Consider the following 22,991-nt stretch of genomic DNA (forward strand, 5'->3'; position numbering starts at 1 on the left):
CCCTGATAGCGGAGCATTTTGACAAATGTAATCGGTAACGGCTTTTTTCCAAAGATAAATTCAGCTCTTTTAGTGGATTTTATGAAAATAAAATATTAAGACCAACTCTTTCTGTGTATAATATTGAAAAAAAGAATTATAAACAACCAAATACTATACGAAGTTGTGTCTGGTTTTTTAAAATCAAATGGAGGGGTATGGTTTTTGTTCCAGCATTTTTCTGAATGACTGCAATTTCAGAAGTATTTTACCTCATCCAGCTAGCAATGATATGTTTAAAACTCAACGATTTAACGGGTGGCAATCCGGGTTTGTTCTTTTTAAAAAGACAATTTTTTTTCAGCTCTTTATTTTTTTCAGCATTTCTTTTAAGGTCAGCGGTCAGCAAGCTGGTAGTGATACAATCCCGAAACCAATTACCACTGATACGCTGGTAAAGTCAAAACCACAATCCGATTCTACTTCCAAACCGGCTGTAAAAACAGATACAATCTCGAAACCAGCCACTATAAGGCCCGACTCGTCAAAGATCTCTGACAGTACCGCGATGGAAAAAATCCCGGGAAATGTTACAAAATCAATCATTCAAACACAGGATACAACGTCTGTCAAAGTAAGTAATGATTCTATTCCTTCCGTTGGAGTTGGCGCAAGAGCTGTTAAGGGAACAGTGGTAGATGAGAATGGGACGGGTTTGCCTGGTGTTAGTGTTTTGATTAAAAATACTAAAATACAAGCAGTTACAACTCCGGAAGGTGCTTTTGATATAAAAGTGCCGGCTAAGGCAATAATGATTTTTAGCTATGTCGGATTTACCACACAGGAAATTCCTGTCCGCAAACAAGCCACTTACAATATTCAGTTGGTACCGGAGGCAAAAGCCTTAAAGGAAGTTGTTGTTGTTGGTTACGGGGCCCAAAGCAAGCGCGATCTGGCAAGTTCAACTTCCAGGGTTTCTTCCGGAGAATACAAATCGGCTGTTGTTAACACCCTGGACCAGGCATTACAAGGACGAACAACAGGTGTGCAGATTGTAGAAACTTCGGGGGAACCTGGTGCTGCTTCGGTAGTTCGTATCCGTGGTAACAACTCTTTGAGCGGTAATAATGAACCGCTTTATGTGATCGACGGATTTCCTATGCCTGCTTATCGTGAGGCCGGTGCCAATTTTACCGGAGCATATACACAGAACGGATTATATGGGATCAATCCCAATGATATCGAAAGTATGGAGGTTCTGAAAGATGCTTCTGCCACTGCTATTTATGGGTCAAGAGGTGCTAATGGCGTTATTCTGATCACAACCAAAGCTGGTAAAAGAGGCACCGGCAGGGTGGAACTTGTAAATAAAACGTCTTTTGGAACTGTTTCGAACCCAATAAAAATGATGAATTCCCGTCAGTATGCTGAAATCATCAATGAAAGTTATAGCCTGAGCGGACGGGTACCACCATTCGGCAATCTGGATAGTGCTTTAACCAACACAGATTGGGTTGCGGCCGTAACACAGCCAAGTTTTCGTCAGGATGTTACGCTGAGCTTATCGGGTGGAAGTGCAAAGTCGTCCTATTATATCTCGGGAAATTATCTGAAGGAAAAAGGGACAATCATCAATTCCGACAACAACCGCGCAAGTATCCGTGCTAATCTGAACAATGAGATCAACAACTGGTATACGGTAAAAGGCCAGTTTGCATTTACCCGTCAGAACTCCAACCGTGCAGTAACGGCTTCCAGAGCCTGGCCAAATTCAGGAGGATTAATGGATGGTTTGCGTGCTGCACCAACGCTGCCATTGGATTATTTGGGAAATAATAGTCTGGGAATCCCGAATTATCAGGGTTATTATTTTGCCAATCCTTACAATGAACTGATGGCCAAAACAGATGTAACCAAGAATGATTTTTCTGTAATTAACATTGAAAATTATTTCAAGATTGTGAATGGCTTGCAACTGGTAGTCAGCCTGGGAACGAACCAGAACCTGACAAGGCGAAATGTATTTTTGCCACCAAGTACAGCAGAGGGAAACCAGGTAAAAGGTAGAGGCAGCAATAATACGTCTAATACATACAGTTATAATGTAAACGCTTATTTTCAATACGAGAAAACATTTAAGAAGAATCATTACCTCAATACTACTTTGGGTGTAGAATATAACGACCAGATTGTTGATTTCGTCAACACCAATTCATCAGGTTTCGATGTTCCCTACTTCGGTGTTGACAATATCGGGAGTGCCCAATTCCAAAATATCGGTTCGTATAAAGAAGAACGAATTCTGCAATCTGCTTTTGTGCGCGCTAACTATTCTTTTAAAGGGAAATATGTCTTAAATACATCTGTACGTGTAGACGGGTCGTCGGCTTTTGCAGAAAACAGAAAATACGGATTATTCCCTTCAGTGGCATTAGCCTGGAACCTGGATGCTGAAGATTTCATGAAAGAAGTGAAATTCATTTCAAATAGTAAACTAAGGGCATCGTACGGTGAAACAGGAAGCCAGGCTATCGGTCCCTATTCATCTTTGTCCCAGTACAGCAGTAGTTTTTATCAGCTTGGCGAAGGTGACAATACGATCGGGACAGGCATTTATCCGACAACACTTGCCAACCCGAACCTTTCCTGGGAACGGACACGTCAGTTTAATGCCGGGGCAGATTTTAACACTGCCAATGACCGTCTTGTATTCAGCTTTGATTATTACAATAAAACGACTACTGACCTGCTGCAATACCGGAGGTTACCTACACAGTCTGGGGTAAATTCCATCATTGATAATTATGGGACCATGCGAAACCGGGGGCTTGAATTAAGTATTCAGGCAAATATTGTAAAAAGGAAGAATGTGACCTTTTCTTCACGTCTTAACATTTCAAGAAACCTGAATACTCTGATTGATCTGGGTGAAAGAACACAGTCTGATTTCGTTACTATTAATGGCAATCTGTTGGGTGGGGTATCCGGAATATTAACTCCGGGACAGGAAGTCGGCCAGTTCTTTGGATATAAGGTAGCTGGTTTGACTCAAACCACAGATTTTGATAGCAATGGTAATCCAACTTTTCCAACATTTGAAGGCCCTGCACCCACAGGTTCAAAAGGAACTCCAGTTTATGGTTCCTGGATTTATGCCGATACGGATGGAAGTAACCGGGTGGATGCTGATGACCGTGTTATTCTTGGTAAATCCACACCTGATTTTACCTTTGGCTGGACGAATGATATTACCTGGAAAAACTTTTCTGTCAGTGCACTTGTAACGGGTTCTGTTGGGAATGATGTGTTGAACCTGACCAATTTTTACATCAACAATGGCGTTGTGGATTTTGGCGGAGTAGGTTTCAATCAGTCCGAAGATTGGTATAACAACCGCTATACAGAATCCAATATCCATAATAATCCCAAATATCCGGGAATTCAGAGAGGTATTGCTTCTGGTGATATTAACTCCACAATGATAGAGGACGGAAGTTTTGTGAGGCTGAAAATGCTATCGCTTTCTTATACTTTTCCAAGATTTGGACCAGTACAAAATCCGCGCTTGTTTGGTACTGCCACCAATCTGTTCACGCTTACAAAATATACAGGTTTTGATCCTGAGGTAAGTTCTTATGCACAGTCGCTGCTTCAGCAGGGGATTGATTATGGCGCGTATCCTTCCCAGCGTTCTTATACCATAGGTTTTTCATGTAATTTTTAATCCTGGCTTTCCACAGATATGATATACCGTTTAATTATTTCCGCATTTATATTATTCAGTTTTGTTTCCTGCAAAGAAAATCTGGAAGAAACGCCTTTTTCTTCATTAAGCAAAGAGGTTGTTTTTAAAGATGAAGAAGGGCTGAACCAGGCCACAATCGGCGTTTACCAGGCATGGACAGCACCTGATTTTACAGATATCAGCAGCCGTTTTATTCTCAGTGAATCGGGTCACCGTTATGCAACAGCCTGTATAGGCATTGGCGCCGATCCTTATTACCGGTTTGCCCACGTTCCAGGCTCAGGCGCTTTCGAAGCGGTTTGGGGAAGATTTTATAAGATCATATTCAGGGCAAATACTGTTATTGCCAATGCAACGCTGGCAGTTCCCGGCAAGGAAGAGGAAGCTGATCCTTATATTGCAGAAGCCAGATTTTTACGCGCCTATGCTTATTTCAATCTGGTCAGATATTTTGGTGGAGTTCCGCTTATCCTGACTGAAATTAATTCATTAAAAGATACTGATCTTATATTTGGCCCAAAAAACACAGACGCTGAAGTCTATGATGCGATCATTGCGGACTTAACCTTTGCAGAAGCCAATCTTCCGGATTCAAGGGGAGGAGTAGAGCTGGGGCGTGTATCGGCGGGGGCTGCGAAAGCTATGCTGGGAAAAGTATTTCTGACTATGGCAGGAAAGCCATTGAGCAAAACGGAAAATTACCAGAAAGCAGCTGATAAGTTAAACGAAGTGGTTGGAAGCGTAAATGAAGAAAAATATGATTTTGAATTACAGCCTGATTTTGCCAATGTCTTTTCTTTAGGAAATGAAAGAAACCGTGAAATCGTATTGTCTTTCAGCTACTTTGTAAATTCTTCCAATCCAAATGGCAACATTCTGCCATTTAATTTATTTCCTCCCGGCCTGGTGAACGGAGACGAACAAACCAATTACGGCCTGACTTACGATTATTATAAATTGTTTGAAGCAACTGACATCCGAAGGGATTTTACACTTGTTCCAAAATACGTTTTCAAGGGGGTCGGCAGAACTGACGTCCAGCCTGGCGATAGCATTATATATGATTCGGAATTAGGGAATTATATGAACAAAAGAACGAGGCAACCAATCAGCCGCAGTGATTATAAGTATGGAATTGCGTTTGGCAAAATGGCCAGGGAGCCGCGTGCCGCTGGTGCAGCCGTGCAGGGTTACGGAGCAGATTTGATTGAAATGCGTTTTTCAGATGTATTACTTTGTCTGGCTGAGGCGCTGGTAGAAACAGGAAAACCTGCGGAAGCATTGCCCATTTTAAATAGGGTAAGAGCTAGGGCCAAAGCAACACTTTCCAAAGCTGCAACCGTTGCAGATGTCCGCGCCGCCATTCGCAAAGAGCGGCGGTTGGAATTAACAGGAGAATTTACGACTGTTTTTGATATCCGCCGCTGGGGAACATTAAGCCAGGAAATTGCCGCCATGTCACCGGATCAGATCGTTGACAATATTCTGCTGCCGTATACGCCCAAACTGGAAATATATCCAATCCCGCAGTCGCAGATTGATGCCAATCCAAAACTTAAACAAAACGACGGTTGGTAAAAGGAGTTTAGCTTTTTGTTATAATGCGTGGTTCTGCCGGAACTGCGCATTATTTTATTAAAAGTTTATAGATCATTTGAATTCAGATCATTGAAGTAGTAATTCGAAGTAAACAGCTTGATAAGTAAATAATGGTGATATTTAAATCAAAAATTATTTATCAATGAAAAATTCATTATTTCAATTCAGTAACTCCAGTGTTGACAGAAGAAAATTTATATTGAATGCTGTTCAGTCAATTACTGCGTTGGCATTAATTGGACTCAAACCTGCATTTGCGTTTGAAAATGAAGAAACATCCAAAAAGCCGCCAACCGTACAGGAAATAATTAATCTGATTTTAAAAGAAGGGGGCCTGACTCCATTAAAAGAAACGGTGGATACAATCAAAACTGGAAATGGCAACCAGATTGTTACAGGAATTGTAACGACGATGTTCCCAACGATTACAGTTATCGAAGAAGCTGCGCGGCAAGATGCCAATTTTATTATTGCACATGAACCATCGTTTTATAATCATAATGATAAATCGGATTGGGTAAATAATAATAGTGTTTTAAAGCAAAAACAGGCATTGCTTGAAAAACATAAAATGGTCATCTGGCGGTTTCATGATTATTGCCACGCTCTAAAACCCGATGCGATCAGTTACGGCGTGGCTAAAAAGGCAAACTGGCTTCCTTACTATAAACCGAGCGAAATAATACTTAAAATTCCGCCACTATCTTTAAAAAAGCTGGTACAGCACCTTAAAACTTCATTGGGGATTTCGCATGTTCGAATCATAGGTAATCTGTCGCAGCAATGTGAACGCATTGCATTGTTGCCGGGAGCATGGGGTGGGCAAAGGCAGGTTTCGGCTGTGGAATCAGAAAAGCCGGATGTTTTAATTGTAGGCGAAGTTTCAGAATGGGAAACAGCAGAATACATCCGTGATGGAAAATTACTGGGTGGTAAAACTTCTCTTATTATACTGGGCCATGCAGTAAGTGAAGAACCGGGAATGGAATGGTTTGCCGAATGGCTTCAACCCAAATTACCTGATGTGAAGGTGGTGCATTTAAGTTCGGGCGATCCTTTTGTTTGGGAGTGATTGAGAATATTTTTTAATTAAAATGAATTAACGAAACATGATTTGTCGGACAGAATGGAATTAGTTACGCTCGCACCGATTCGCAATCGGTGCTCCATGGCCCTGTGTTTGTAACGCGCATCACAAATATTTTACATTACAAACCCCTCGTAATCAATCTCCAAAAAATCCTCCACATCCTTCATCCAGAATTGTTCAATAAATTGTACGTGCTGCGGGTGATTGGAATAATTGTCGTAGACTGTTTGGTTTTCAAAAACCATAGACAATCCATATTCAAATTTATTAGTCGGATTGGTTTGTTTCAGGCATTCAAAATTTTGTACACCTGAAATATTTGCGAGCTTTTTTGCCGCATCCCAGAAGTCTTTTGCTTCAACTGAATCTGATGAATGTTTGAGTTTGAAAATAACAGAGTGTATCATGATCATTTGATTTAGGAAATGGAATATCTCAGTTTTTTGGGTTGGCAAAACAAGTTTTGCTCCAACTCTAATTTAAACCAAGATAATGGAAAACAGCGAACACCTGAAAAATATAATCAGGCCCGAAAACAAATACCCCACCAACAACTAGATTCAGGATTTGCTTCATTTAAGTTACGTATATGATTAAATATATGTAACTATCTGTTAATCAATTATTGCCGAATAGTAAATGTCCGGAAGTTAAGCATTATTGACCGAGATAGAATATTTATTTTTGACTAGTATTTATCTTAAATAACATAGCCATGAAAACGAAAATATTGTTTCCGATCATTGTGTTTTTTTTCTTTTCATACCGGATCCTATCACAGGGAATTCTTGATCAGCCATACGGTGATATTTCCTGGGAATCATACCGGAATATGGGCGAATCAGATTATGAAGCCCGGCTTGATGAGTTGCTGGCCAAAGATTACCGACCTGTTGACGTGGAAATTTTAGAAAATGGCTCCTCACGCCTGTACGCATTAGTTTCCCGCAAAAATACTGATGGACGAAAGTGGTCGGTCCGCACAAAACTGACTGATAGCGAATTTTCTGACAGAGCAGCCGAAATGCTGAAGAGTGGTTACAGGCTTGTAGATATGGAATCACATAACCTGAACGGTCAGACTTACTACGGCGGTATTTGGGTAGAAAATAAGGAAAATTATAAATGGATGTCGTTCCGGAAAATGACCACAGAGGCATTTTCTGATATGGTTGAAACTTACAAAGACCAGTTTATTCCTGTTGATATTGATGCATATAAAATTGGCAGCACCGTGTATTATTCCGTAATATGGGTTGAAAATAAGGAAAATATTAATTGGGCTAACAGGCGTAACATTCCGCAGGCGACATTTGCAAGCCATTTTGATGAATATGCGGGAAAGGGTTACAGGCTTTACAGTACCGAATCATATGAAAGGAATGGGAATCAGGAATATGCAACCATCTGGGTAAAGGAAAGTAACAGTCGCAAATGGTCGTCAAGGCGTGATATGAGCGGAACATCGTATCATAACTGGTGGCTCAGATACAAAGATTTAGGTTATCGTTTGGAAGATATTGAAGTGTATTATATTGGAAAAGATATCCGTTATGCAGGAGTCTGGCTCGAAAATGACGACCGGCTGCAATGGAAATACAGGGAAGGTGTTGAAAATCTGGTTGATGCATATTTTGCCAAAGAACCTACCGCGGGAATGAGTGTAGCGGTCGCTGTAAATGGTGAAATCCAATTTATGCGTGGATGGGGATTTCAGGATATAAGTGCTGATAAAGAAGCACATGCAAATACTGTTTACCGCCATGCTTCTATTTCCAAAGCACTTGCCAGCACTATAGGATTCCGGCTTCAGGCTAAAAATAAAATTGATATTTCTAAAAAAACAAGATTCTATGAACCGCGCCTGCCAGTTCATCATACCCATACGCTGGGAGAATTATTGTCGAATCGAGGCCACGTAAGGCATTATAAAGCAAACGATCCTGCTGCTGGTGACGGAACACTTTTCGTATTTCCAAATGCTTACGAAGCATCCAAGCTTTTTAGTGCCGATCCGCTCGTATCGGATAACTATCTGTACTCAACTCATGGCTACACCTGTTTTACGGCTGCAATTGAAAAAGTCACGGGAAAAACTTACACGAAGATCATGGAAGATGAACTGACTAATCCGTTCGGGCTGACTACGCTGCGTTGCGAGAATTTGGGAAGTAGCGTAGCTGAACGTTCCAGGATATATTCGGCAAATGGAAGTAACTTTTCATTATTGATACCGTTGAGTTTAAGCTGGAAATTTGGAGGCGGTGGTACAGAATCTTCGGCATATGATCTCGTTAGGTTTGGGGTCAAACTTTTGAATGGAGATCTGCTTTCGTCTAAAAATCTCACTGCCATGACAACCAAACCAGATAATGCAGAGGATTATGCATTTGGCTGGGATGTTGATACAGAGTCATCGGGTGAGAAATTTTTTGCCAAAGCAGGAGATCAGGCAGGAGCCCGTTCGTATATTTTGTGCTATCCTGATAAAAAAATTGTGATCGTATTACTTTGTAATACCGCAGGAGAAAATTTAAAACCACTTGGCAGGGATATTGGCGCTTTGGTTCTGAAATAAATTTAATTAGGCCTGGGTGATATTGCCGGGATTTTAATTTTTTCACAAAACAATCAGATAATTTATTGATATAAAATTAAACTTTCAAAACTTTTTGAAAGTTTAATTTTGTTCTTATATTTGTTTATGGAATTAACAGAGGCAAAACAGAAATTTATTGAATCCTGGGGGAAATTAGGATCTGAATGGGGTATCAACCGGACCATGGCGCAAGTGCATGCGCTGTTGCTTATTTCACCTGAAGCACTTACAACCGAGGAATTGATGGAAACACTGAGTATTTCCAGAGGCAATGCAAATATGACACTACGTGACCTCATGGGTTGGGGTTTAATAGAGAAACAACATAGAGCCGGCGAGCGTAAAGAGTATTTTTATGCTGATAAAGATGCCTGGAATATCGCGCGGCAGGTGGCTAAAGAAAGAAGAAAAAGAGAACTTGACCCCGTACTGAAGGTTCTGGATGAATTGTCGAAAGTGGAAGGGGATTTGAATGACCCTGAATTTAAAACTTTCAATAAATCAATTAATGATATTAATGAGCTTGCCAAAAATGTTGACAAAACCATTGATACAATGTTAAAAGCAGAAGAAAATTGGTTTTGGGGATCTATTTTCAAAATATTCAGGTAAGAATATTTTTTTATAATAAACTTTCAAAAATTACTGAAAATTCAATATGTATAATATGAAAACGCTGAAAAATCACCTCATTTTGTTTGATGCTGAATGCCCTATGTGTAATATGTATACCAAAGCCTTTGTAAGCAGCGGGTTACTAGACAAAAATGGCAGATCTTCCTACCAGGAATTTACCAATGAGGCTTGTCCAATGCTCGACCGTCAAAGGGCGGTGAATGAAATTGCACTGATAAATCAGGAAAGCGGAGAGGTTACGTATGGGATTGAAAGTCTTTTTACCATTTTCGCATCTGCTGTACCTGCCTTAAAATTTATTTTCTTCAATAAGATTTTTATAGAAATAATGGCAAAAGTTTATGCATTTGTGTCTTACAATCGCAGGGTAATAATTCCAGCCCCAGCTGCTGTAAATAATAAGGTTTTGCAGCCTGCGTTTAAATTAAATTACAGGATTGCTTATCTTGTTTTTACCTGCGTTATTACGGCATATATTCTTTCTGAATATGGAAAACTAATGACTGGAATATTACCCAAGGCTCCCGCATACCGTGAATATTTAATTTGTGCTGGCCAATTATTTTTTCAGGGTATGGTAATCAGCATTATTAGTAATGTTAAAAAATGGGATTATTTAGGAAATATGATGACAATCTCTTTCGCAGGAGCACTTTTATTACTGCCTGGATTATTGATCTTTTCCTTATTTCAACTCAATCCGGCGTTACCTGCGGTTTGGTTTATGATAGTAGTTGGGCTAATGTTTCTGGAGCATCTCCGCCGTAACAGACTTTTACAACTTAGCTGGTTATTAACGATCAGCTGGATCCTGTATCGTGTGATTGTTTTGTTATTCATCTTTTTATATCAGTAAAATGTTGTATCAAAAAATTATACTGGCAGGAGGTAACGGTTACCTTGGCCAGGTACTCGCAGATTTTTATAAAAACCTGTCAATTGAGATATTCATATTAAGCCGTAAGTCTGCCCCGGACAATGAAAACATTAAAACCTTAATTTGGGATGGACATACAGAAGGAGATTGGAAATATAATTTGGAAGGAGCAGATATGCTTGTGAACCTTTGCGGCAAAAATGTGAATTGCAGATACACAAAAGCGAATCAGGAAGAAATCATTAATTCGAGGGTTAATCCTACTTTGCTTTTAGGAAAATTGATTGGAAAAATGGAAAACCCTCCCAAACTATGGATTAATATTACCTCAGCCACAATTTACAGACATGCCGAAGATCGCCCTCAGGATGAAGAAATGGGTGAAATTGGATACGGATTTTCGATAGATGTCTGTCAGAAATGGGAAAGTAATTTTTTTCATACAAATACACCCCATACCCGTAAAATTGCCCTGAGAATGGGAATCGTATTAGGAAAAAAGGATGGAGCATTCCCAAGATTGCTGAATCTCGCCCGATTGGGCTTAGGTGGAAAACAGGGGGATGGTCAGCAATATATTTCCTGGGTTCACGAGCAGGATGCAGCACGTTGTACAGAATGGCTGATGCAACACGAAGAAATGACGGGGATAATCAACTGCACAGCGCCGGAACCAATAAAAAATAATGATTTTATGGCGAGTCTCAGAAAAATTTACGGAGTGCCATTTGGATTACCTTCTCCAGCATGGTTACTTGAAATAGGGGCTATGCTGATTGGAACGGAAACAGAATTAATTTTAAAAAGCCGTTGGGTATTACCAAAGAGATTATCAGACGGTAAATTCAGTTTTCAGTATCCCAAAGCAGAATATGCAATGAAGGATATAATAAGTACCAAGGCTTAATAGCTTTGCTTTTACAAAGACTTTACATTCTACCAGGTTTCTTACGATGCCAGCTATTACCTTTGCTTATCAATCCGAATCTCCTGTTATGTCTGATAAAAAAGTAAAGAGTAAGTTAGCTTTTCTAGTAGTATCCGTTTTAGTTTTATCATCCTGTAATAAGCATTTCACCGTTCAGGACAATGCTTATAAAGAATATGGAATTGACAATCAGTCTGAGGTTGATTCGTCGGTTGTAAAATATTATATGCCGTATAAGCAGCAAATGGAGGCTGAAATGAACCGCGTAATTGGTGAGACAGAACAGGAACTCACAAAATCATCGGATCCCGAAACATTGCTGGGAAACTTCTTTTCTGATGCAACCTTAACTGAAGCATTAAAGATAGATCCTTCTGTCCAGTTTGCTTTATCAACTACAAAAGGCGGGTTACGCAATACACTTCCAAAAGGCAATATTACTGTTTCCGGTATTTTTGAGTTGATGCCTTTCGAAAATGAACTGGTTATACTGAAATTATCCGGTGCCAGTGTGCAAAAGGTCATTGATTTTATTGCAAGTAAAAACGGACAGCCGGTTGCAGGAATTCGTATGAAAATCAAAAACAATGTGGGATACGACGTTACCATTTCGGGTAAACCTTTTGATATCAATCAAACTTATACTGTATTGACCTCTGATTATCTGGCAAATAACGGCGACGACCAGAGTTGTATGGCAAATCCCCTGGAAAGAAAAAACATTGGATTAAAAGTCCGTGATGCGCTGATGGATTACATTGGCGGGCAAACCAAAAACGGTAAGAAAATAAATACCCAATTAGATGGAAGAATCAGTGTCACAAATGAATAACCGGAGAGATTTTCTGAAAAAGAGTGGTGCGGCAGCCGGATTACTGGCTCTTACTTCATCACCCTTTGCTGTCTTTGCCAAAGAAGAATTGGTACAGCTCACCATTTTGCACACAAACGACGTACATAGCAGAATTGAGCCTTTTCCTATGGACGGTTCCCGGAACCAGGGGCTGGGTGGTGTGGCCAGAAGGGCAGCTTTGATAAAACAAATACGGGAGGAGCAGAAAAATGTGCTTTTGCTGGATGCTGGTGATGTTTTTCAGGGAACGCCATATTTTAATTTATTTGGCGGTGAACTGGAAATGAAGCTGATGACCGACATGGGTTATGATGCAGCAACAATGGGAAACCATGATTTTGACAACGGAATTGCTGGTTTTGTCAAACAGCTTCCACATGCAAAATTCCCGTTTCTGGTTAGTAATTATGACTTCTCCAACACGGATCTTAAAGGGAAAACCGAGCCATATAAAATATTTAAAAAGCAGGGGATCAAAATCGGGATTTTCGGCCTGGGAATAGAACTGGCTGGCCTCGTTGACAAGAAAAATTATGGTGATATTGTTTATCAGGATCCCATTGCCAAAGCAAATGAAATGGCTGCCAAGCTCAAAAAAGAACAGGATTGCGATCTGGTTATTTGTCTCTCGCACCTGGGCTATAAATACAAAGAAGAGAAGGTTTCTGATCAGATACTCGCCAAATCAACCCGTAATATTGACCTGATTATTGGCGGGCATACGCATACCTTCATGAAGGTGCCGGAAGAGATTCTGAATCTGGACGGTAAAGCAACGACCGTAAATCAGGTAGGTTTTGCGGGAATTAATCTGGGCAGGCTGGATTACTTTTTCAATAAAGATTCCGGCAAAAAGAAAATGGTAGCGACCGTTTGTCCTATTGGAGACAGGTTTCTGGTGTAAATATTTTTGACAAAATTCCTTGCAAAAGCATTAACAGGATTTTGTTAGTGAAAGCAATGGCTGTAATTGTCCGGGGGTTTTAGAGAAGTCAACTTTTCGAAAGTTGACTTCTCTCATCTCCATGATTCCTGCTCCAAAACTTTTTCACACCTAACATTTTACTTTTTTATCTCACTTTTCCTCATCGGCATCGCATCTATTTTTCCAAATAATTCCTGATGAGTTACCATCTGATTTGACCGGTGTTTTTCGCCGCCATCTCTGCCAACCAGAATAAATGTAAATGGTTTGGATCGATCGATGTCCCACTTTTTCCAAACCGTCTCATTTTCAGCAGATAATTTATAGGACGTTATAACAATATCCCGGTCTTTTATACCCTTTTTCTGACTGTCCAATTCAGACACCTGTTTTGTCCATATTCCGGAATTTTTCTCATTATAAAAAAGAAAAACTTTCCTGGGTTGATCAGCCATAAGCAAAAAAATGGTTAACAATAATAATTTCATAGTTAGAATTGATATAAGTATAAGCTATATTGAATACTCAATAATTATTCCAATTGTAATTTTATGAAATTGACCTGGACCTTTTACCCAAAATTTGAAAAAGCAATAACACTTCAGGTTTCTTATTTGCCGCGAATCGATAAAACCGGGGCGTGGGGTTTCCTTCATGTCGAATCAAACCAGGCCTGGGTAAGCTGGGATTGCTTTAAATGCTTTGACCGGGGAGACGTAAAAGCTAAAAAAGATGCATTTCAGCGGTTGGTAAAAGTAATTTCCCCGGAAGTTTTTGTAAAGGAACTGGATAGTATGAGCGATCTATAAACCCGGATTGATTTTTAGATTTGACAAATCCTGAACATGTGATAGTTAATTCACTACTTCTTCTTTTTCCAGGAATTCTGGCAGACTAATATTGATAATAAAATCCCAGCCTTCTGCAAAGCTTTCTTTTGCAAAATCCGTTTTGTTTTTTGGAAAGCTCTCCAGGCCGGTGTGAGTTAAAACAAGCCTTGTTTTATTGCCTTCTTCAAACAGTTCAAAAGTTAATTCAGAATTGCCAGGATAATTATCATAACGCCATGTATATGAGATCTTTTTGTGTTCAATCACATCTGTAATCTTACAAAGGTGCAGATACTTTTCATCTTCACTTCCGCCGTAAAACTGAAATTCAAATCCTTTTTCCGGTTTGAAATCATTGATGTCAAAATACCACTCTTTCATTTTGGTACGGTCGGTCAAAGCCTGCCAAACGCGGTCAACCGGTGCATTAAGTGTACGTTCTACTATTATTGGTTTTGCGTCCATGATATTAGGATTTTAGGTGAAACTCAATCTTTTTTCAGACTTCTGATCATTAACTTTTTCATGCTTCTTTTTTAATTTTTCGACAGATCAATTTCTTTATCCAGAAAATCTTCCAGTGCATCCAGTTTGATATTCCAGAATTCCCGGTAATGATCAGCCCAGTCTGATACCTGTTTTAATTTTTGTAAATCGGCTTTACAAAATCTTTCCCGGCCCTTGGTTTTTACAACTACGAGGCCACATTCGGTTAATATTCTGATGTGTTTGGAAATAGCCGGCCTGCTTATGGTAAAATGATCGGCAACGGCATTCAGGTTCAGCGTCTGGTATGCCAGTAAATTAATGATTTCCCTGCGCGTCGGATCTGCAATTGCCTGAAATACATCTCTTCTTAACTGGCTCATAACATTGATTTTATAAAAGGAAACCATTTGGTTCCAAATTTAATGAAACCAAATGGTTACGCAATAAGTTTTTCCTTTAATTTATTTTATGATGAAAAAAAATGAAAGCTATTTGAAAGGGTTAGCAAATGCAGAATTTAATCCTGAGGCTTTAACAGACAAACAGTTTAATTATGTTTTTAAAAATTATACAGTTTTTGCTGAATCTTTAAAAAGTCGATCCGTTATATGTGAACATATTTCCAAAGCGGTACCTGCATTGGAGTAAATGTTATGTCCGCCATCCTTAATGCTTATGTAATTTAAGTTCATACTTTCAAACCAAAATTGGCTGGGTTTAAAATTTTCAAATTCACCATAATAAAGACTGATATTACAATCGGGCTTTTCAACTTCATACCTTATCCGGGTAGCTGAAACCAGGTATAAATTTCGTATTTTCAAACCATTCAAGCCCGCTTTCCAAATTGTTCCTCCGACGCTAAATGCCAGCACATCCACGGTTTCAACTTCGTAATTTATCAGAAGTTCAGCGGCAGTGTCAATTCCACCCTTAATAAATTGTTCATGGATCTGCTCCTCATCGGGAGCTGAGAGGTTTATGTTTGCCAAAATACAAGAATCATAAAACTGTATATTGTAATGCGGTTCAAGGAAAGATATATAAGTATTTATCCAACTGGAATGTAGAATGCCCCACATATCCGATAATATGATTAATCTATCTTTCATTCAGATCTGTAAAAAAAATGTCAGCTATAGCAACTGATAATTGCGATAGCCGACAAATTTAAAACTTTTTGAATATTATTTTTTACCAGCAAAAGAGCGAAGCATCCATGTGTTTTTTTCTTTGTACTGCATGAAACGGTTTACCATGTCGTTGGTGCCATCATCACTTGCACTGTCAGAAATTTCAAGTAATTCGCGTTCCAATTCAATGAGTTTTGCCATATCTTCCAATAATGCCTCCACCATTGCCAGGTCACTCATGCCAATGGTATTTATTTCTTTAATTACCGACTCATTAATGTAGTCAACAAAACGGCTGTGCGGCGGTTTCCCCAGTGTCAAAACGCGTTCCGCAATTTCATCAATGGTTAACTGCGCGTTGGTATATAATTCTTCAAATTTGACGTGTAGTGTAAAGAAGTTTTGTCCTTTAATATTCCAGTGACAGCCTCTTAATTTCTGGTAATGAATGTGGTAATTCGCCAGGTAATCATTTAATAAATCCACAACCGGTTTTACATCCTTTTCATTTAAACTTATTGCTTTGGCATCCATAATGTCTTGTGATTTTGAATATTTAAAATCGCAAATCAGCAATAATCATACCATGCGGAAAGTTCTAAAACTGATATACGCAGAATTTGAAAATAATATTTTCATACTTTACAGCATTTGACACTTTTATAACTATCCTGTTATATTTGTACTTGCAAAATAAAAGTTGAAATTTTTTTATAACAACTTGAAATTCAAAATTATATAGGTCCAGGGTTGAAATAATTATTGTAGTCATGAAAGAAGCAAAGGAAATTACACCAAGGTCAGCTTGCCCGGTTAGTTATACACTTGATTTTGTCGGGGATAAATGGATGCTGCTCATTTTACGGGATATGATGTTTGAAGGAAAATCATCCTACGGCGAGTTTTTGCAATCGGATGAAAAAATTGCTACAAATATTCTTGCTGATAAGCTTAATATACTCTACTCAAATGGCTTTGTTACCAAGAATGTTTTGCCGGAAAATAAATCAAAATTCAGTTATATCCTTACCGAAAAAGGAATTGGGTTACTTCCAGTTGTGATAGAAATGATGATTTGGGGTTCCAGATTTAATCCGTCGGGTGGCAATAAGGACTTACTGGCGGTATTTAAAAAAGATAAGGAAAAGGCAATTAAGGAATTTTCCAAGATGCTGAAAAAACGTATTCCCGCTTGATATTAACCGACTTCGGTAGCATCTATGCAAATAACTTTTCAGAATTTTTTCGTAGATTGTTCAACCTGTTCCAGAACTCCGTTTACCTTTTTAAAATTTTTTTCATGAAGAAAATAATACTTTTTTCTTAACCTGTATTCTTGCGACATCACTGCGCGCGCAAACCAAAATAACAGTTATAAAAGCCGGTAAGCTGATTGATACTGAAAATGGGAAAATGCTGGCCAACCAACTGATCCTGATTGAAAACGATTCGATCAAAGCGGTGGGGCCGGATATCAAAATTCCCGTCAATGCAACTATTATTGATCTGTCGAAGGCAACCGTTTTACCGGGATTAATTGACAGCCATACACATATTACTGTCCAGCCAAGTGGAGATTACTACGGTGATATTTTCAGGAGAACGCCAATTGATTATGCTATTACTGCACATATTTACGCTAAAAAAACACTTGAAGCCGGGTTTACAACTTGTCGGGATGTAGGTGCACCCGCTTTTGTAGATGTAGCATTGCGTAATGCAATTAATAATGGCGACGTTGTCGGGCCTCGTTTGCTGGTAGCAACATTATTTATCGGCTCTACTGGAAGTCACGGTGATCTGAATGGTTTTTCACCGTTTCTCAATTGGCAGATTCCAAAAGAAATGACCGGTGTAGCCGATGGTGTTGATGCACTGCGGAAGCAGGTTCGTTACAATATCAAATACGGTGCAGATGTCATTAAATTTGGAGCCGGTGCGGGTGTTCTGAGTGAAGAAGAAAGTGTGGGTGCACCGCAATTTATTCAAGAGGAAATGAACGCAATTGTAAGCGAGGCGAAACTGTGGGGAAAGAAGGCTTGTGCACATGCACATGGAAATGAGGCGATTAAGATGGCCGTAAAAGCCGGAGTTGCATCCATTGAACATGGCAGTTTTCTGGATGATGAAGCAATAAAACTAATGAAGGAACACGGGACGTATCTGGTGGCAGATATTTACAATGACGAATATATCATGAGTGAATACACCAAAACGGGCTATCCTCAAAAAATACTGGATAAGGAAAAACTGGTGGGGAAAACCCAGCGTGAAAGTTTTGCCAAAGCCGTAAAAGGTGGTGTCAAAATAGCATTCGGAACTGATGCCGGCGTTTATCCGCATGGATGGAATGCAAAACAATTTAAGTGGATGGTTCAATACGGCCTCACACCGATGCAGGCAATTCAGGCAGCAACAATCAGTGCTTCTGATTTATTGGGTAAAAAAGACCGGATTGGCTCTATCTCAGTAAACAAATGGGCAGATATCATTGCGGTATCCGGCAATCCGCTGGATGATGTAAAGGTGCTCGAAGACGTACAATTTGTTATGAAAGGCGGGGTTGTATTTAAAAATTTGATTTCCAAATAAGGATCTTTAGTATTAACAATATGCATGTAAATCAGCGTTTAGCTGCCAGGAATCTCTGAACGGCTTTCTGGATATTCGGGTAAACCTGATTTTCATCTTCCTCTTCGCAAATCATTTCCTGTTTAAGATAAAAGGGCAATTTGTTCAGATTCTGCTTTTGCCCTTTTTTACTACGCAGAATGATCAGTGGCTCAATATTGTTTGCATGCACATATCCTAATTCGTACATCACATTTGGATTATTACCTGATATATCAACAATTATTGCCTTCACTCTGTCAAGAGCGGTTTTGAACAGATTAGGAATATTGCCGGCCTGATCATCCTGGTCAATTCGGTGTGGTGCATATTTACATTCAATTATAGCTTCTTTTAAATAATTGTCATAAAATCGGGTATCCTCAGCCGCAAAAGGCATAAGGATAAGACAAGTTTTTTTACTTACTTTTTTTACAAAATCTGCTATAACTTCTCCGGTTTTCAGCGAACCAGCAGGCATTTCAATTATCTGATCAATAAAACTTTCAGGCAGATCAAGCATTTTTATGATGTCCTGTTCATACATCTTCCACATTTCCTCAGACTGCCCTCCCGTAAATGCCAAAGGCAGAACTGGTTTATTGAGTGCGAGGGCTAATTCTATAACATTTCTGGTATGGTCTTCACCTTGAATAGTTATAATAGCATCAACATTTTGGACCAGTTTATTCCTCCTGATCTGCGAAGTGCCTAGAATCTCAATGACTTTCCCCTCTTTAAAACGTTCCACTTTTGTTCGGTCATATTTTTTTGGCAGCCAGGTTTCAAACCTCTGGTTGAAAGTATCTTTTAATAACTTTTTAGCAGTTTGCATAACCACCTTATCAACAGACATTCTTTCAGGATGTTTTTTGTAATGGTCAAAACCTCCGCTGACAAGTATAACTTCATCATCGTTTAACAAACTCTTCGTCAGGTTTTCAACAAAATCTACAATTTCCGGAAGAAGATCGGTACCTCCGTATACGGCTATCCTGGTTTTCATAAATTGAAGGTTTAAAGTAATTATGACTGAGGTATTTATTTGCCTGCTTGGCTCTTTCAATAAAAATACAGTTTACAAGTAATTGATTTATACAATTTATTATTGTTATATTTCTTATTTATTAAACGGTATAAGACCGGATCTATACGTTTTAATGTAACCTGAAAAAGCATTTCAGATCTTAATAATTTGTCCATCAATATTCTATGAAAAAAAGGTATACATTTTTATTGTTTTCGTTTTTATTGCTGCGGTTATCTCATGTAGTTGCGCAAACTCCTTCTATTCAAAGGATTGATCCATCCAATTGGTGGGTTGGTATGAAAAATCCTAATGTACAGCTGCTGGTATATGGGCCTAATGCCGGGACGCTAACTTATTCTTTAAATTATCCTGGTGTCAAACTGTTAAAAACCAGTAAAACTGAAAACCCCAATTATGCATTTCTTGATTTGAGTATTTCTGCGTCAGCGAGGCCTGGAAGTTTGAAAATTACTGGGAAATCGGGCAACCATACTATTACCAGATCGTATGAATTAAAAGCACGTACTAAGGAAATAAAGGGTGCCGGTGTGAATTCTTCTGACCTGATTTACCTGATCATGCCTGACCGGTTTGCAAATGGGGATGTGTCCAACGATAAATTTACCACAATGGCCGATCCGGACGCAGATACTAAAAATCCATATTTGCGGCATGGTGGTGATTTCAAGGGTATACTCAATCATCTGGATTATTTGCAGGAACTGGGTGTGACGGCATTGTGGCTGACGCCGGTCATTGAAAATGACGAAAAATTAAAGAAAGAAGGGCCGGACCGTATGCAGGCGGGTTATCATGGTTATCATTTTACGGACCATTATCTGGTCGACAGACGTTTGGGAGGAAATGAAGGCTATATTGAATTTTCGAAAGAATTGCACAAAAAAGGCATGAAACTTGTGCAGGATGCTGTGTATAATCATATCAGCGATGATCACTGGTTTTACAAAGATCCGCCAGCGAAGGACTGGTTGAATAACTGGCCGTCTTATACAAATAGTTCTCACAAGGAACAGCCGCTTTATGATCCGCATAGTTCGCAGTCCGACCAAAAAGTATTGTTGGATGGCTGGTTTACGCCTTTTCTGCCCGATCTGAACCAGCGCAATTCGTATCTGGCAAATTATTTGATCCAGCATGCAATCTGGTCTACGGAGATGTTCAGTCTGGATGCCTGGCGAATTGATACTTACAAATACAATGATCAGGCTTTTATGAATCGCTGTAACCAGGCGTTGTTGAATGAATATCCTGAGATTCATTTGTTTGGTGAATCGGTTGCCAGCCAGCCGCTTGGACTTTCCTATTTTGTGAAGAGCAAGGTAGAATTTCCATTTAAAAGTAACTTGCCAGGAACATTGGATTTTCCGTTAAACTATGCAATTAATGATGCTTTAAAACAAAATTTTGGCTGGGACCAGGGTGTGAGCCGACTGTATCTGACTCTGGCCGAAGACGTTGTATACGCTGATCCGATGAAGCTTGTAACATCGCTTGATAACCATGATATGGACCGTTATCTGTCTGTAATCGGTGATGATTTTGAAAAATATAAAATGGGTGTAACATGGCTGCTGACAACCCGTGGAATTCCATCCTGGTATTACGGAACCGAAATATTAATGAAAAATTTTAAAGACCCTTCTGATGCAGAAGTCAGGAAAGACTTTCCAGGCGGCTTTGCAGGGGATAAGGAAAATAAATTTACTGCAGGTGGAAGAAATAAAAAGGAAAATGAAGCATTTGACTATGTAAAAAAACTGGCTAATTATCGTAAAAATACACCTGCGTTACATTCGGGAAAACTGATGCAATACTACCCTGAAAACGGAATCTATGTTTATTTTAAATATGATAAAAACAAAACAGTGATGGTTGCAACCAACTCTACCGATAAAGAAGCCGATTTGAATACAACTCGTTTTGCAGAAAGAATGAATGGATTTTCAGGTGCCAGAAATGTGATTTCTAATGAAAACATCAATTCAATAGGAACCTTGAAAATACCGTCAAAAACAGCTTTGGTATTGGAGCTGTTGAAATAATGAAAAATTTTCTTAACCAGACTTTCCAGGTTTTTTTAAGACTTTCCAAGTTTTCGGGACGGGGACGCTTGGTCTTGGAAAGTCTCTGTTTTCAATCCTCAACGGTTTCTTTCAAAGTGGGTTTAATAATCATCCTCAGAGATTGGTCTTTGGTAAAATACGCGATCATCCAGTTGTATAAAGTCCTGAACCTGTTACGCTGTGTAATCAATGACAAAAGGTGGATGAATAACCATGCAAACCAGGCAATGGTACCGCCAAAATGTACTTTTGGACGAGGCAGATCCGCTACCGCTTTCATCCTTCCAATAATTGCCATTGAACCTTTGTCAACATATTTAAATGGTTCAAGCGGTTTGTTTTCGACCATCAGTTTGAAGTTCCTGGCCAACTGTTTTCCTTGTTGAATAGCTGTTTGGGCCACCTGCGGATGTCCATGCGGATATTCTGGTTCTGATAATTGCAGGCAGGTATCACCGATGGCATAGATATTAGTAGTTCCATTGACTTTGTTGAATTCATCCGTTAGCAATCTTGAACCACGGCCATAACTTTCCGCAGGAATTCCTTCAAACACCTTGGCAGTTACTCCTGCGGCCCAGATAAGGGTTTTACTCGGAATTGTTTCACCACTTGCCAGATAAACCGTATCATCCACAAAATCTTTTACCCGGCTTTTCAACATGATATTTACTCCAAGTTTTGTCAGATCTGCATAGGTTTCCTGCTGGGATTTTACACTCATCGGCGATAGCAGTTCGTCACCACCGTCTATCAGATATATTTCACTTCCTTTTCCGACCAGTTCAGGGTATTCTTTTTTCAAAATCCCGTTGCGCATTTCAGCAAACATTCCGGATAATTCAACTCCGGTTGGCCCGCCACCGGCTATGACAACCGTCAGTCTCTTTTTTATGTCCTCAGGATCTGTCGCTATCGCAGCCTGTTCCATTTGCTGCAATAATTTGTTGCGCATTTCAATTGCATCGTCCAGCGTTTTCATGGAAATAGCATTTTTCTTCACGTTTTCCATACCAAAATAATTAGTCTTCGCGCCTGTCGCAAACACCAGATAATCATATGTCAGCTCCCCATTGGAAAGAATTATCTTATTTTCTTCCGGTACCACTTTTTGGAGATATCCTAACCGGAAGTGTACGTTTTCCTTGCTTGAAAATAATTTCCGGAAAGGATAACTGATACTGGATGGTTCCAGAAATCCTGTTGCAACCTGATAGATTAGAGGAGGAAAGAAATTATAATTATTTTTATCAACCAATGTAATACCGAAATCTTTATTATTACCAAGTGCCATGGCAAGATTTACGCCGGCAAACCCACCACCAATGATGACTATATTCATTCTGAAATTTATTTGAACCCAAATTTATCCTGACAAACCCTAAGCGAATATCTTGCCAGGCAAAGACCGAAAATACTTTTAAATTAAATGGAAACGATTTATTTTATTAATTCATTTTGAAAAAAGCCCGGGTTCGCGATGAATCCGGCATAACTGGTTTACCTTTATAAATGATTAAGTGATCAGGATTGTGCATTCAGGCACAAAAACATACTCAGCTGACTTTTAGAAAAGGACATGAA

General features: G+C 39.3%; 21 protein-coding genes. 13 read left to right on the forward strand and 8 right to left on the reverse strand.

All coding sequences use genetic code 11. From position 1 onward, the window contains the following. Window positions 1–271: 271 nt before the first annotated feature. The 3 genes from KZC02_RS28020 (at window position 272) to KZC02_RS28030 (ending at window position 6,395) form a co-directional block, all read left to right on the forward strand. Window positions 272–3,703, forward strand: coding sequence for a TonB-dependent receptor (locus KZC02_RS28020; protein WP_229253852.1), 3,432 nt, complete (start codon window positions 272–274; stop codon window positions 3,701–3,703). 18 nt (window positions 3,704–3,721) lie between these two features. Beyond that, complete coding sequence (locus tag KZC02_RS28025; protein ID WP_221391690.1) at window positions 3,722–5,302, forward strand: RagB/SusD family nutrient uptake outer membrane protein; 1,581 nt, start codon at window positions 3,722–3,724, stop codon at window positions 5,300–5,302. A 163-nt stretch (window positions 5,303–5,465) separates the two neighbouring features. Next, complete coding sequence (locus tag KZC02_RS28030) at window positions 5,466–6,395, forward strand: Nif3-like dinuclear metal center hexameric protein (protein ID WP_221391691.1); 930 nt, start codon at window positions 5,466–5,468, stop codon at window positions 6,393–6,395. Window positions 6,396–6,526: 131 nt separating this feature from the next. Here the strand turns inward: KZC02_RS28030 and KZC02_RS28035 are convergent, their stop codons facing one another. Then, the gene (locus KZC02_RS28035) at window positions 6,527–6,820 is read right to left on the reverse strand and encodes a Dabb family protein (RefSeq protein ID WP_229253853.1); all 294 of its coding nucleotides are present in this window, start codon (window positions 6,818–6,820) and stop codon (window positions 6,527–6,529) included. 308 nt (window positions 6,821–7,128) lie between these two features. Here KZC02_RS28035 and KZC02_RS28040 point away from each other — a divergent pair, with 308 nt between their 5' ends. The 6 genes from KZC02_RS28040 to KZC02_RS28065 all read left to right on the forward strand — a co-directional run bounded on the left by KZC02_RS28040 (window position 7,129) and on the right by KZC02_RS28065 (window position 13,210). Beyond that, a complete protein-coding gene (locus KZC02_RS28040; protein ID WP_221391692.1) occupies window positions 7,129–8,991 on the forward strand; it encodes a serine hydrolase in 1,863 nt (620 codons plus the stop codon). A 126-nt stretch (window positions 8,992–9,117) separates the two neighbouring features. Continuing rightward, window positions 9,118–9,624: a GbsR/MarR family transcriptional regulator gene (locus KZC02_RS28045; RefSeq protein WP_221391693.1), complete on the forward strand. Its 507-nt coding sequence runs from the start codon at window positions 9,118–9,120 to the stop codon at window positions 9,622–9,624. 55 nt (window positions 9,625–9,679) lie between these two features. Continuing rightward, the gene (locus KZC02_RS28050; protein WP_221391694.1) at window positions 9,680–10,504 is read left to right on the forward strand and encodes a hypothetical protein; all 825 of its coding nucleotides are present in this window, start codon (window positions 9,680–9,682) and stop codon (window positions 10,502–10,504) included. A gap of 1 nt (window position 10,505) precedes the next feature. Then, window positions 10,506–11,432 carry a TIGR01777 family oxidoreductase gene (locus KZC02_RS28055; protein ID WP_221391695.1) on the forward strand — a complete coding sequence of 309 codons (927 nt, stop codon included), beginning with the start codon at window positions 10,506–10,508 and terminating at the stop codon, window positions 11,430–11,432. A gap of 88 nt (window positions 11,433–11,520) precedes the next feature. After that, window positions 11,521–12,285, forward strand: coding sequence for a 5'-nucleotidase C-terminal domain-containing protein (locus tag KZC02_RS28060; protein ID WP_221391696.1), 765 nt, complete (start codon window positions 11,521–11,523; stop codon window positions 12,283–12,285). Further along, on the forward strand, window positions 12,257–13,210 hold the full coding sequence (locus KZC02_RS28065) for a metallophosphoesterase (RefSeq protein WP_221391697.1): 954 nt from the start codon (window positions 12,257–12,259) through the stop codon (window positions 13,208–13,210). Before KZC02_RS28060 ends, KZC02_RS28065 begins: the two co-directional genes overlap by 29 nt. A 158-nt stretch (window positions 13,211–13,368) precedes the next feature. On the opposite strand, the gene KZC02_RS28070 is transcribed toward KZC02_RS28065, so the two are convergent. Then, a complete protein-coding gene (locus KZC02_RS28070) occupies window positions 13,369–13,719 on the reverse strand; it encodes a DUF4174 domain-containing protein (RefSeq protein WP_221391698.1) in 351 nt (116 codons plus the stop codon). A gap of 63 nt (window positions 13,720–13,782) precedes the next feature. Here KZC02_RS28070 and KZC02_RS28075 point away from each other — a divergent pair, with 63 nt between their 5' ends. Beyond that, complete coding sequence (locus tag KZC02_RS28075; RefSeq protein ID WP_221391699.1) at window positions 13,783–14,040, forward strand: hypothetical protein; 258 nt, start codon at window positions 13,783–13,785, stop codon at window positions 14,038–14,040. Window positions 14,041–14,085: 45 nt separating this feature from the next. Here the strand turns inward: KZC02_RS28075 and KZC02_RS28080 are convergent, their stop codons facing one another. From KZC02_RS28080 to KZC02_RS28095, 4 genes are all read right to left on the reverse strand, one after another. After that, complete coding sequence (locus KZC02_RS28080; RefSeq protein WP_221391700.1) at window positions 14,086–14,526, reverse strand: SRPBCC domain-containing protein; 441 nt, start codon at window positions 14,524–14,526, stop codon at window positions 14,086–14,088. Between the two features lie 71 nt (window positions 14,527–14,597). After that, entirely contained in the window at window positions 14,598–14,930 is a 333-nt protein-coding gene (locus KZC02_RS28085) for a helix-turn-helix transcriptional regulator (protein ID WP_229253854.1), read from the reverse strand. A gap of 186 nt (window positions 14,931–15,116) precedes the next feature. Continuing rightward, window positions 15,117–15,542 carry a hypothetical protein gene (locus KZC02_RS28090; protein WP_221391702.1) on the reverse strand — a complete coding sequence of 142 codons (426 nt, stop codon included), beginning with the start codon at window positions 15,540–15,542 and terminating at the stop codon, window positions 15,117–15,119. 195 nt (window positions 15,543–15,737) lie between these two features. Further along, window positions 15,738–16,217, reverse strand: coding sequence for a Dps family protein (locus KZC02_RS28095; protein WP_221391703.1), 480 nt, complete (start codon window positions 16,215–16,217; stop codon window positions 15,738–15,740). A gap of 236 nt (window positions 16,218–16,453) precedes the next feature. Between KZC02_RS28095 and KZC02_RS28100 the strand changes: the two genes are divergently transcribed. Continuing rightward, a complete protein-coding gene (locus tag KZC02_RS28100; protein ID WP_221391704.1) occupies window positions 16,454–16,879 on the forward strand; it encodes a helix-turn-helix domain-containing protein in 426 nt (141 codons plus the stop codon). A gap of 217 nt (window positions 16,880–17,096) precedes the next feature. After that, complete coding sequence (locus tag KZC02_RS28105) at window positions 17,097–18,275, forward strand: amidohydrolase family protein (RefSeq protein WP_221391705.1); 1,179 nt, start codon at window positions 17,097–17,099, stop codon at window positions 18,273–18,275. Between the two features lie 31 nt (window positions 18,276–18,306). Here the strand turns inward: KZC02_RS28105 and KZC02_RS28110 are convergent, their stop codons facing one another. After that, complete coding sequence (locus tag KZC02_RS28110) at window positions 18,307–19,299, reverse strand: hypothetical protein (RefSeq protein WP_221391706.1); 993 nt, start codon at window positions 19,297–19,299, stop codon at window positions 18,307–18,309. A 206-nt stretch (window positions 19,300–19,505) separates the two neighbouring features. Between KZC02_RS28110 and KZC02_RS28115 the strand changes: the two genes are divergently transcribed. Further along, entirely contained in the window at window positions 19,506–21,386 is a 1,881-nt protein-coding gene (locus tag KZC02_RS28115; RefSeq protein ID WP_221391707.1) for a glycoside hydrolase family 13 protein, read from the forward strand. A 91-nt stretch (window positions 21,387–21,477) separates the two neighbouring features. Here the strand turns inward: KZC02_RS28115 and KZC02_RS28120 are convergent, their stop codons facing one another. Beyond that, window positions 21,478–22,749 carry an NAD(P)/FAD-dependent oxidoreductase gene (locus KZC02_RS28120; protein ID WP_221391708.1) on the reverse strand — a complete coding sequence of 424 codons (1,272 nt, stop codon included), beginning with the start codon at window positions 22,747–22,749 and terminating at the stop codon, window positions 21,478–21,480. Between the last annotated feature and the right edge of the window lie 242 nt (window positions 22,750–22,991).

Origin of the sequence: Dyadobacter sp. NIV53, from assembly GCF_019711195.1 — a bacterium.
Classification (GTDB): Bacteria; Bacteroidota; Bacteroidia; order Cytophagales; family Spirosomataceae; genus Dyadobacter.